The organism is Actinacidiphila glaucinigra, assembly GCF_035918135.1.
Taxonomy (GTDB): domain Bacteria; phylum Actinomycetota; class Actinomycetes; order Streptomycetales; family Streptomycetaceae; genus Actinacidiphila; species Actinacidiphila glaucinigra.
In genome coordinates, this window is record NZ_CP109144.1 from 5,424,053 (window position 1) to 5,435,000 (window position 10,948).

Annotated in this window: 10 protein-coding genes; 9 read left to right on the forward strand and 1 reads right to left on the reverse strand. The window is 72.2% G+C overall.

What is annotated here, in order from left to right; all coding sequences use genetic code 11:
* Positions 1-42 precede the first annotated feature (42 nt).
* From OIE69_RS24405 to OIE69_RS24440, 8 genes are all read left to right on the forward strand, one after another.
* Positions 43-462 (forward strand): DUF3499 domain-containing protein, encoded by a 420-nt coding sequence (locus OIE69_RS24405; RefSeq protein WP_326581400.1) that lies wholly within the window; start codon positions 43-45, stop codon positions 460-462.
* Positions 463-618: 156 nt separating this feature from the next.
* A complete protein-coding gene (locus OIE69_RS24410) occupies positions 619-1,977 on the forward strand; it encodes a phosphomannomutase/phosphoglucomutase (RefSeq protein ID WP_326575605.1) in 1,359 nt (452 codons plus the stop codon).
* A 180-nt stretch (positions 1,978-2,157) separates the two neighbouring features.
* On the forward strand, positions 2,158-2,337 hold the full coding sequence (locus tag OIE69_RS24415; protein WP_089222220.1) for a Trm112 family protein: 180 nt from the start codon (positions 2,158-2,160) through the stop codon (positions 2,335-2,337).
* 145 nt (positions 2,338-2,482) lie between these two features.
* Entirely contained in the window at positions 2,483-3,634 is a 1,152-nt protein-coding gene (locus OIE69_RS24420; RefSeq protein ID WP_326575608.1) for an SIS domain-containing protein, read from the forward strand.
* A gap of 4 nt (positions 3,635-3,638) precedes the next feature.
* Entirely contained in the window at positions 3,639-4,847 is a 1,209-nt protein-coding gene (gene manA, locus OIE69_RS24425; RefSeq protein ID WP_326575610.1) for a mannose-6-phosphate isomerase, class I, read from the forward strand.
* Between the two features lie 95 nt (positions 4,848-4,942).
* The gene (locus OIE69_RS24430; RefSeq protein WP_326575612.1) at positions 4,943-5,887 is read left to right on the forward strand and encodes a cation diffusion facilitator family transporter; all 945 of its coding nucleotides are present in this window, start codon (positions 4,943-4,945) and stop codon (positions 5,885-5,887) included.
* Positions 5,888-6,125: 238 nt separating this feature from the next.
* The gene (ahcY, locus tag OIE69_RS24435) at positions 6,126-7,577 is read left to right on the forward strand and encodes an adenosylhomocysteinase (protein WP_392567563.1); all 1,452 of its coding nucleotides are present in this window, start codon (positions 6,126-6,128) and stop codon (positions 7,575-7,577) included.
* A gap of 129 nt (positions 7,578-7,706) precedes the next feature.
* Positions 7,707-8,330, forward strand: a complete 624-nt coding sequence (locus OIE69_RS24440) for a hypothetical protein (protein WP_326575616.1) — start codon at positions 7,707-7,709, stop codon at positions 8,328-8,330.
* 25 nt (positions 8,331-8,355) lie between these two features.
* Here the strand turns inward: OIE69_RS24440 and OIE69_RS24445 are convergent, their stop codons facing one another.
* Positions 8,356-9,354, reverse strand: coding sequence for an RDD family protein (locus OIE69_RS24445; protein ID WP_326575618.1), 999 nt, complete (start codon positions 9,352-9,354; stop codon positions 8,356-8,358).
* Between the two features lie 95 nt (positions 9,355-9,449).
* Between OIE69_RS24445 and OIE69_RS24450 the strand changes: the two genes are divergently transcribed.
* Positions 9,450-10,457, forward strand: coding sequence for a stage II sporulation protein M (locus OIE69_RS24450; protein ID WP_326575620.1), 1,008 nt, complete (start codon positions 9,450-9,452; stop codon positions 10,455-10,457).
* Positions 10,458-10,948: the final 491 nt, after the last annotated feature.

Below are 10,948 nucleotides of genomic sequence, written 5' to 3' on the forward strand. Positions count from 1 at the left end.
GGACCTTCCCGGCCAACCCGGACGACACGACGGGGTGAGCTCCTGGGGAGTCGTCGCGGCCCGCTCAAGAGTGCGGTACCGTCCAACGTCGTGAGCCTTGTACGTCGCTGTTCGCGCACCGCGTGTGGCCGTCCCGCCGTCGCGACGCTGACGTACGTCTACGCGGACTCCACCGCTGTCCTCGGACCGCTCGCCACCTACGCGGAACCCCACTGCTACGACCTGTGCAACGAGCACTCCGAGCGCCTCACCGCCCCCCGCGGCTGGGAGGTCGTACGGCTCGCCACGGACACCGGCCCCACGCGCCCCAGCGGCGATGACCTCGAAGCGCTCGCCAACGCCGTGCGCGAGGCCGCCCGCCCCCAGGAACGCGAGGGCAACGGCACCAACGGCCGCGGCGGCGACCCCATGGAGATCGCCCGCCGCGGGCACCTGCGCGTCCTGCGCTCGCCCGACTCCTGACCGGCGCCCCCTCAGCCCCCACCCGTCCCGGGTCCCACCCGTCCCGGGCCCTCGCGTGCCCCGGGCTCCTCGTCGGCCCGTGCGGATCCGCCCGGTAGGTTGGCTCTTGCCACGATCCATCCACCGGCAACCGGATTCCAGAGCGGAGCACATGCGGTGACCGACCTCTCCCAGCTCGTGAAGGCGTACGACGTCCGCGGAGTCGTCCCCGACCAATGGGGCGAGCCGCTCGCCGAGCTCTTCGGCGCGGCCTTCGTGACCGTGACCGGCGCCGACGCGATCGTCACGGGCCACGACATGCGGCCCTCCTCGCCCGGCCTGTCCCGCGCCTTCGCCCGCGGCGCGGCCTCGCGCGGCGCGAAGGTCACCGAGATCGGCCTCTGCTCCACCGACCAGCTGTACTTCGCCAGCGGCAAGCTCGGCCTGCCCGGCGCGATGTTCACCGCCAGCCACAACCCGGCGCAGTACAACGGCATCAAGATGTGCCGCGCCGGCGCCGCGCCCGTCGGGCAGAACACCGGCCTCGCCGAGATCCGCGAACTGGTCGAGCAGTGGTCCGAGACCGGCCTCCCGGCGAGCGACGCCACCCCCGGCGAGGTCACCGGGCGCGACATGCTCGCCGACTACGCCGCCCACCTGCGCACCCTGGTGGACCTCGGCTCCATCCGGCGCCTCAAGGTCGTCGTCGACGCCGGCAACGGCATGGGCGGGCACACCGTCCCCACCGTCTTCGACGGGCTGCCCCTCGACCTCGTCCCGATGTACTTCGAGCTCGACGGCACCTTCCCCAACCACGAGGCCAACCCCCTCGACCCCAAGAACATCGTCGACCTGCAGGAGAAGGTGCGCGAGACCGGCGCCGACATCGGCATCGCCTTCGACGGTGACGCCGACCGCTGCTTCGTCGTCGACGAGCGCGGCGAGCCCGTCTCCCCGTCCGCGATCACCGCCCTGGTCGCCGCCCGCGAACTGGCCAAGCACCCCGGCTCCACCGTCATCCACAACCTGATCACCTCGTGGACCGTGCCCGAGGTCGTCAAGGAGCACGGCGGGACGCCCGTCCGCACCCGCGTCGGCCACTCCTTCATCAAGCAGGAGATGGCCCGCACCGGCGCCGTCTTCGGCGGCGAGCACTCCGCGCACTACTACTTCCGCGACTTCTGGAACGCCGACACCGGCATGCTCGCCGCGCTCCACGTCCTCGCCGCCCTCGGCGGCCAGGACGGCACGCTGTCCGCGCTCGTCGCCGAGTACGACCGCTACGCCGCCTCCGGCGAGATCAACACCGCCGTCGACGACCAGGCCGGCCGCACCGCCGCCGTCCGCGCGGCCTACGCCGACCGCCCGGGCACGGCCACCGACGAGCTCGACGGCCTCACGGTCACCGGCGACGGCTGGTGGTTCAACCTCCGCCCCTCCAACACCGAGCCGCTGCTGCGCCTCAACGTGGAGGCCCGCGACGCCGAACTCATGGCCGGTGTCCGCGACGAGGTCCTCGCCATCGTCCGCGCCTGAGCGCCGCCCCGCCGGAGGAGGCGCCGCACCCCCTCCGGCGGTGCCGGGGGCACCCGACGCGGTCACGCGGGCCGGGGCCCCCGGCGATAGGCTGAATCCGCCGGTCCGCACGCGCCCGCCCCCATACGGCGGCCGCCCGGAAACCACGACGACACCACGACCACAGGGGAGACGCCACCCATGCCGCTCGTCGAAGCCAGCCTCCTGGAGATCCTCGCCTGCCCCGCCTGCCACGCGCCGCTGCGCGAGGACGTCGAGGCCACCGAGCTCGCCTGCACCTCCGCCGACTGCGGCCTGGCCTACCCCGTGCGCGACGACATCCCCGTCCTCCTCGTCGACGAGGCCCGCCGCCCCGCGTAACGCGACCGGGCCGCCCGGCACGCCGCGCTCGACCGGCCTCGCCCCGGCAGCCCCCCGCACGCACCACCGGCGCGGCACGGGCACCCGCACCGCACGGCGCGCCGCGACACCCGACACGACCGGACCGGACCGGAGGATATCCCCGATGCTGGACGAGACGCTGCTCGACGACCCCGACGCCCTCGCCCGCGCCGACACCCGCGGCCTCCTCCTCGGTGTCGCCGCCGCCGGCGCCCGCGTCCGCACCGCCGCCCGCCTCGCCCAGGAAGCGGGCGTCGGCGAACTCAAGCCCGACGGCCGTCCCCGAAGCGTCCTCGTCGCCGGCCCCGGCGCGGTCGCCGTCACCGCCGTCGCCGAACTGCTCGGCGCCCTCGGCAACAGCGGCGGGCCCGTGCTGTCCCTGCACCCCACCGGCCCCGCCCCGTACGACCTGCGGTGGACCCTCCCCGGCTGGGCCGGCCCCCTCGACCTGCTGCTCATCGCCAGCCCCGCCGGCTCCGAGGCGGGCCTGGCCGACCTCATCGAACAGGCCTACCGCCGCGGCTGCACCGCCGCCGCCGTCGTCCCCGCCGGCTCACCGATCGCCGAGGCGATCCAGCAGGTGCGCGGCATGGTCCTGCCGTACGCCCCCGCCCCCGACCCCGCATCCGTCGCGGGCGTCCTGGGCGAGGCCGCCGACCCCGCCGAGGACCTCGGCGCCTTCTGGGCCCTGCTCACCCCGCTGCTCGCCCTCGGCGACCGCATCGGCCTGCTCGCCGCCCCGCCGGACGCCGTCGAGCGCGTCGCCGACCGCCTCGACGACGTCGCCGCCCGCTGCGGCCCCGCAACGGCCACCTACAGCAACCCCGCCAAGGCACTCGCCTCCGAACTCGCCGAATCCCTGCCGGTGATGTGGAGCGACGGACCTGTCGCCTCCGTCGCCGCGCGGCGCTTCGCCGCGGCCATCGCCGCCCGCGCCGGCCGCCCCGCCCTGCACGGCGAACTCCCCGAGGCACTCGACACCCACGGCGCGCTGCTCGCCGGCTCCCTGGCCGGCGCCCTCGACCCCGAGGACTTCTTCCGCGACCGCGTCGACGAGCCCGAGGACCTGCGCCTGCGCGTCGTGCTCCTGCACCGCACCGGCAACGGCGCCGCCGGCTCCGCCCCGCTCGCCCGCGAACTCGCCACGACCCACGACACCCCGATGAGCGAACTCGCCCCCGCCGAGGGGGGCGACCTGGAATCCGCCGTCGAACTCCTCGCCGTCACGGATTTCGCCTCCGTTTACCTCGCCATCACCTCCACCGGGAGATCATGACCGCATGGACCGCCTGACCAACACCATCCGCCCGTACGCCTGGGGATCCGCCACGGCCATCCCCGAACTGCTCGGCACCACCCCCACGGGCGAGCCGCAGGCCGAACTCTGGATGGGCGCCCACCCCGGCGCCCCGTCCCGCATCGACCGCGGCAACGGTCCGGTCCCGCTCGACCAGGTCATCGCCGCCGACCCCGGCCGCGAACTCGGCACCCCCGCCGTCGAACGCTTCGGCCCCCGGCTGCCCTTCCTGCTCAAGCTCCTCGCCGCCGGCTCCCCCCTCTCCCTGCAGGTGCACCCCGACCTCGCCCAGGCGGCCGCCGGCTTCGCCGACGAGGAGGCCCGCGGCATCCCCGTCGACGCCCCGCACCGCAACTACAAGGACGCCAACCACAAGCCGGAGATGATCGTCGCGCTCACCCCCTTCGAGGGACTGTGCGGCTTCCGCCACCCCGAGGAGACCGCGGCCCTCCTCACCGGCCTCGGCGTCGACTCCCTCAAGCCGTACGCCGACCTCCTGCGCGCCCACCCCGAGGAGGCCGCGCTCCGCGAGGTCCTCACCGCCGTGCTCGGAGCCGAACGCGACGCCATGGCAGGCACCGTGGACGAAGCCACCGAGGCCGCCGGCCGCCTCGCCGCCGAGGGCGGACCGCACGCCGACGCCTACGCCGCCTACGCCGCCATCGCCCACGCCTACCCGGGCGACCCCGGCGTCATCGCCGCCATGCTCCTCAACCACGTCCGGCTCCAGCCCGGCGAAGCGCTGTTCCTCGGCGCCGGAATACCCCACGCCTACCTCAGCGGCCTCGGCGTCGAGATCATGGCCAACTCCGACAACGTGCTGCGCTGCGGCCTCACCCCCAAGCACGTCGACATCCCCGAACTGCTGCGCATCGTCCGCTTCCACGCGGGAGACGCGGGGATCCTGCGCCCCGAGGCGTCCCCCGACGGCGAGGAGCTCTACGGCACCCCCATCGACGAGTTCCGGCTCTCCCGCTACTCGCTCGCCGCCGGCGCCGCACCCCGCACCCCGCACGACCGCACCGCCCAGATCCTGCTCTGCACCGAAGGCACCGCCACCGTGCGCACCCCCGGCGACCCCGAGGCACCGCAACTCACCCTGGAGCGCGGCCAGTCCGCCTACGTTCGCGCAGGCGAGAAGGTCGAACTCACCGGCGAGGGAACCGTCTTCCGGGCCACCGTGGTGGCCTGACGCACCACGCGAACCACGGCCTGCAAGAATGTCCCGCCGTAATGCCGTAAAGACCGGGCAAAGAGCAGAGCCGAGGGAAGGGACCACCACCACCTATGAGCGCGTCAGGCGGAACCAAGGCGATCGTCGCCGCATTGGGCGCCAACCTCGCCATCGCGGTGAGCAAGTTCGTGGCGTTCGCCTTCAGCGGCTCCTCGTCCATGCTCGCCGAGGGCGTGCACTCGGTGGCCGACTCGGGCAACCAGGCGCTGCTCCTGCTCGGTGGCAAGAAGGCCAAGAAGAAGGCCACCGAGGAACACCCCTTCGGCTTCGGCCGTGAGCGGTACATCTACGGCTTCCTCGTCTCCATCGTGCTGTTCACCATCGGTGGCGTCTTCGCGCTCTACGAGGGCTACGAGAAGGTCCAGCACCCCCACGAGATCGAGCACTGGTACTGGCCCATCGGCGTCCTGGTCTTCGCGATCATCGCCGAGGGCTTCTCCTTCCGCACCGCCATCAAGGAGTCCAACGCGGTCCGCGGCGAGCAGAGCTGGAGCCAGTTCATCCGCACCGCCAAGGCCCCCGAGCTCCCCGTCGTCCTCCTCGAGGACCTCGGCGCCCTCGTCGGCCTCGTGCTCGCCCTCATCGGCGTCGGCCTGTCCCTGATCACCGGCGACGGCGTCTGGGACGGCATCGGCACCCTCTGCATCGGCGTCCTCCTCGTCGTCATCGCGCTCGTCCTCGCCTCCGAGACCAAGTCGCTGCTCCTCGGCGAGGCGGCCGGCCCCGAGGTCGTCGCCCGCATCCGCGAGGCCATCGTCGACGGCGACACCGTCACCCGCGTGATCCACATGCGGACCCTCCACCTCGGCCCCGACGAACTCCTCGTCGCCGCCAAGATCGCCGTCGACCTCGACGACACGGCCGCCGAGGTCGCCCGCGCCATCGACGCCGCCGAGGCCCGCATCCGCGAGGCCGAGCCCATCGCCCGCGTCATCTACCTCGAACCGGACATCTACCGCGAGCAGTCGGCCGCCCCCACCGCCCCCGCGACGGACTGACCCCCTTCACACCACCTCCACGCACCTTCCGGACGGGCCCGGCCACTCGGTGTAGATTCGTCCCTAGCCAGACGTCGCTGCTGATGGCGGTCGGGCGGTCCGGAAACGGACCGGCCGAGGGAGAGAGGGCCTCCGACGGGCTGAGCTGCGGTCGAGGGAGACGTATGTCCGCATGCCTCCCCCTGCCCCGCAGCGGAAAGCCGATGTCCGTTCTGGAAGCACCCCACGAGGAGACTGCATGTCCCCCGTCACCAACGACTTCAAGGTCGCCGACCTCTCCCTGGCGACCTTCGGTCGCAAGGAGATCACCCTCGCCGAGCACGAGATGCCCGGCCTCATGGCCATCCGCGAGGAGTACGCGGCCACCCAGCCGCTGGCCGGCGCCCGCATCACCGGCTCCCTGCACATGACCGTGCAGACCGCCGTCCTCATCGAGACCCTCGCCGCCCTCGGCGCCCAGGTCCGCTGGGCCTCCTGCAACATCTTCTCCACGCAGGACCACGCCGCCGCGGCCATCGCCGTCGGCCCCGACGGCACCCCCGAGAACCCGCAGGGCATCCCCGTCTTCGCCTGGAAGGGCGAGACCCTCGCCGAGTACTGGTGGTGCACGGAGCAGGCCCTCACCTGGCCCGACGCGCCCACCGGCGGCCCGAACATGATCCTCGACGACGGCGGCGACGCCACCCTCCTGGTCCACAAGGGCGTCGAGTTCGAGAAGGCCGGCCAGGCGCCCGACCCCTCCACCGCCGACAGCGAGGAGTACGAGCAGATCCTGCTGCTCCTCAACCGCACCCTCGGCGAGAACCCCCAGAAGTGGACCCAGCTCTCCTCCGAGATCCGCGGCGTCACCGAGGAAACCACCACCGGCGTCCACCGCCTGTACGAGATGCAGCGCGACGGCACCCTGCTCTTCCCGGCGATCAACGTCAACGACGCCGTCACCAAGTCGAAGTTCGACAACAAGTACGGCTGCCGCCACTCCCTCATCGACGGCATCAACCGCGCCACCGACGTCCTCATCGGCGGCAAGGTCGCCGTCGTCTGCGGCTACGGCGACGTCGGCAAGGGCTGCGCCGAGTCGCTGCGCGGCCAGGGCGCCCGCGTCATCGTCACCGAGATCGACCCCATCAACGCCCTCCAGGCCGCGATGGACGGCTACCAGGTCACCGTGCTCGAGGACGTCGTCGAGACCGCCGACATCTTCGTCACCACCACCGGCAACCGCGACATCATCCTCGCCGAGCACATGCAGCGCATGAAGCACCAGGCGATCGTCGGCAACATCGGCCACTTCGACAACGAGATCGACATGGCCGGCCTCGCCAAGATCCCCGGCATCGTCAAGGACGAGGTCAAGCCCCAGGTCCACACCTGGACCTTCCCCGACGGCAGGGTCCTGATCGTGCTGTCCGAGGGCCGCCTGCTCAACCTGGGCAACGCCACCGGCCACCCCTCGTTCGTGATGTCCAACTCCTTCTCGGACCAGACCCTGGCCCAGATCGAGCTGTTCACCAAGCCCGAGGAGTACCCGATCGGCGTCTACGTCCTTCCCAAGCAGCTCGACGAGAAGGTCGCCCGACTCCACCTCGACGCCCTGGGCGTCAAGCTCACCACCCTGCGCCCGGAGCAGGCCTCCTACATCGGTGTCCCGGTCGAGGGCCCCTACAAGCCGGACCACTACCGCTACTGACGCCGCCCGGGCCGCCCGCACGACCGCGCGCCACCGGCCCCACAGGCAGCACAAGAGCCACCCCGCAGGCCCCCGCCCCCGGCGGGGGCCTGCCCCGTCGGGCCCCGGCCCGCTTTGTAAGGTCGAACCATGCCCCGCGGCCGCTACTCGTTCCACGACACCCACGACCACACCCCCCTCGGCGAAGAACACTTCCACTGCGCCACCGGTCCCACCGGCTGGCGCTACACCGCCCAGAACACCCACCCCGACGGCGCCCACGCCGGCTCCGTCGACCTCACCATCGACGAACTCGGCCGCCCCATCCGCCTCGAACTGCACGCGGCGGGCTGGCAGGTCCGCGGCGCCGCCCTCGACGGCCTCACCTGGGTCCGCACCGACCCCTCCGGCGAAGACGCTCAGGAGGGCAACGTCCCCGCCCACGCCTTCACCGGCGGGTCACCCGCGTTCTACATCGCCACCGCGCGGCTGCTCCGCCTGCGTCCCGGCTCCCCGGCCACCCGCGTACGCCTTGTCGCATTCCAGCCCCCCGTGCTCGCACCCCGCACCCTCGACCAGTCGTGGGCACTGATCAAGAGCGAAGCACACCCCACTGACAACGCCCCCCTGCTCGTGGACGAATACCAGGTCAACGACCTGGAGACCGGTGAACAGCACACCGTCCACATCGCCGGCGACGTCGTCCTCTCCGCCCCGGGCATCGAACTCGAGGACCTCGAGTCACCCCCGTCCCGGTTCGCCACGGCGGACTGACCCAGCCGCGGGCGCCGGCGACCCCTCAAGCCGGAGGCGCGAAGCCCGTGGACGAGGACGACGGCGAGGAGGGGGACTGAGGGACCGGCGCCTGCGGAGCCTGTCCTCCCCCCACGGGCGGCACCGCCTCCCCCCGCACCTCGCCTTCCGCACCGGGCGTCCCCCAGCCCACCGGCGGCACGGCCCCCAGGCCCTTACCCCGCTCCGTGCTCCCGTCGACCGGGGCATCCACCGTGGCACCGACCGGAGCGCCGAAGACCCGGCGCGCGTCCCGGCCCTGCCGCTCCGCGACCACCGCCGCCAGGAACGCCGCGGGCGGTGTTCCCTCCGGCACCGGCGCACCCGTGCACGCCACCACGTCCCCCGCGAGCCGCTCCGCCATCGACCAGCCCACCTGCGGATCCAGCTGATGCACCCGCGACAGGTACTGCCGCACCGCCAGCCACAGCCCCTCCGGCACCGCCGACAGATCCACCCCCGCCAACTGCCCCGCCAGCCACGGCGGCGCGGGCGGCAGTGGCCGTGCCGCCCGCGGCACCGGAATCCGCTCCCGCACCACCAGCGTCCCCGCGAACACGTCCCCGACCCGCCGCCCCCGCGCCGACACCAGCGAGGCGATGCACGCGATCACCCCGAGGAACATCTGGATCTCCACGACCCCGACGGCACCGCGCACCAGCGCGTGCCGGAAGCGGATCGGCCCGCCGTCGTCCCGCACCACCCGCAACCCGCAGGCCAGCTTCCCCAGCGACCGCCCCCGCGTCAGCGTCTCCACCGCGATCGGCACCCCGATCAGCACCAGCAGCAATGAGGCCACGTACACCGCAGCGACCGCCGCGTCGTCCATCGACGCCGTCGCCACCGTCAGCACGATCGAGACGACCAGATAACCGCCGATGTACACGACCCCGTCCAGCGCCGCAGCCAGCGCCCGGCTCGGCAGCTTCGCCGTATGCAACCCCAACTCGACGGCCTCACCCGTCACCAGACGCCCGGCACCGTCCGCCGCGCTCGCCTCACTCATGCGGGAACCCTCCTCCTGCCCACCCCGGACCCGGAGCGCCCAGTGTGCCCCTTCTGCCAAGCTGGGACCTCCCCGGCCAGCCAGGAGCAGCGCCCATGGACCTCGACGTCTTCGCAGCCGCCCACCGCCACGAATGGGACCGGCTCGACACCCTGCTGCGCCGGCGTCGGCGCCTCACGGGGGAGGAAGCCGACGAACTCGTCACCCTCTATCAGCGCGCCGCCACCCATCTCTCCCTCGTCCAGTCCAGCGCCCCCGACCCCGCACTCGTCGGCCGCCTCACCACCCTCGTCGCCCGCGCGCGCAGCGCCGTCACCGGCGCCCGCACCCCCGGCTGGCGCGACGCGGCCCTCTTCTTCACCCGCGTCTTCCCCGCCGCGGTGTACCGCTCACGCCACTGGTGGGTACCCACCGCACTCCTCTCCACTGCGGTCGCAGCGCTCATCGGCTGGTGGGTCGCCACCCACCCCGAGGTCCAGTCCGCCATCGCCGCCCCCGAAGAACTGCGCGCCCTGACCCGCCCCGGCGGCGAGTACGAGACCTACTACTCCAGCCATCCCGCCGCCTCCTTCGCGGCCCAGGTCTGGACGAACAACGCCATGGCCGCCGGCTACTGCCTCGTCCTCGGCGTCTTCCTCGGGCTCCCGGTCCTCTACGTCCTGTTCGAGAACATGCTCAACCTCGGTCTCGGACTGGGTCTCATGGGCTCCGCGGGCCGCCTCGACACTTTCCTCGGGCTGATCCTCCCGCACGGTCTTCTCGAACTGACCGCCGTCTTCGTCGCCGCCGGCACAGGGCTCCGCCTCGGCTGGACCGTCATCGACCCCGGCCCTCGTCCGCGCCGCACGGCCCTCGCCGAGGAAGGTCGGGCCGCCATCGGGATGGCCATCGGCCTCGCCGCCGTCCTCTTCCTCTCCGGCGCGCTCGAAGCCTTCGTGACCCCCTCCGGCCTCCCCACCTGGGCCCGCATCGGTATCGGCGTCACCGCCGAGCTGCTGTTCCTCGTCTACGTCTTCGTCGTCGGGCGCCGCGCCGCCCTCGCCGGCGAGACGGGCGACCTGGAGAGGGGCGACCGCAGCGACGTCCTCCCCACCGCGGCGTGACCCGTACGGCCGATGCCGGCGATGTGCGTCGGAGGCGGCTGACCTGCTAGCCTCCTCTTCGCCCCAAGACACCCGTTGACACGGGTGGCGAGGGGAGGTAGATTTGAGCAGTTGCCCCGAACTGGACATGTTCGAGGGTCTGCGGCTAGGATCTAGCCCGCTTCGAAAGACTGTCGATCGCATCGCACCTCTCGGAAAGAACTTTCTGAGTGGTCTTTTGCGTCGCTATTCATTGAGGCGAAACCCGGACGGTAATCGGACCCGAAAGAGTCTGATAAAGTCTGGAACGTCGAAAGGCGAAAGCCGGAAGACAAAAACCCCGCTCCAGCAGGGGGCCGGAAACGAAGAGCGGAAACGCGAAACGGATCTGGTAAGGTTGGAGACAACGAAGGGAAAGCCCGGAGGGGCCGGTGAAACGGTCTCGAAGGAAGCTTCCGTTCCTTGAGAACTCAACAGCGTGCCAAAAGTCAACGCCAGATATGTTGATACCC

Excerpts from the sequence above, each read along its gene's own strand:
- manA (WP_326575610.1), top strand. The coding sequence starts at position 3,639 with ATGGACCGCCTGACCAACACCATCCGCCCGTACGCCTGGGGATCCGCC.
- OIE69_RS24430 (WP_326575612.1), top strand. The coding sequence starts at position 4,943 with ATGAGCGCGTCAGGCGGAACCAAGGCGATCGTCGCCGCATTGGGCGCC.
- OIE69_RS24440 (WP_326575616.1), top strand. The coding sequence starts at position 7,707 with ATGCCCCGCGGCCGCTACTCGTTCCACGACACCCACGACCACACCCCC.
- OIE69_RS24420 (WP_326575608.1), top strand. The coding sequence starts at position 2,483 with ATGCTGGACGAGACGCTGCTCGACGACCCCGACGCCCTCGCCCGCGCC.
- OIE69_RS24415 (WP_089222220.1), top strand. The coding sequence starts at position 2,158 with ATGCCGCTCGTCGAAGCCAGCCTCCTGGAGATCCTCGCCTGCCCCGCC.
- ahcY (WP_392567563.1), top strand. The coding sequence starts at position 6,126 with ATGTCCCCCGTCACCAACGACTTCAAGGTCGCCGACCTCTCCCTGGCG.
- OIE69_RS24445 (WP_326575618.1), bottom strand. The coding sequence starts at position 9,354 with ATGAGTGAGGCGAGCGCGGCGGACGGTGCCGGGCGTCTGGTGACGGGT.
- OIE69_RS24450 (WP_326575620.1), top strand. The coding sequence starts at position 9,450 with ATGGACCTCGACGTCTTCGCAGCCGCCCACCGCCACGAATGGGACCGG.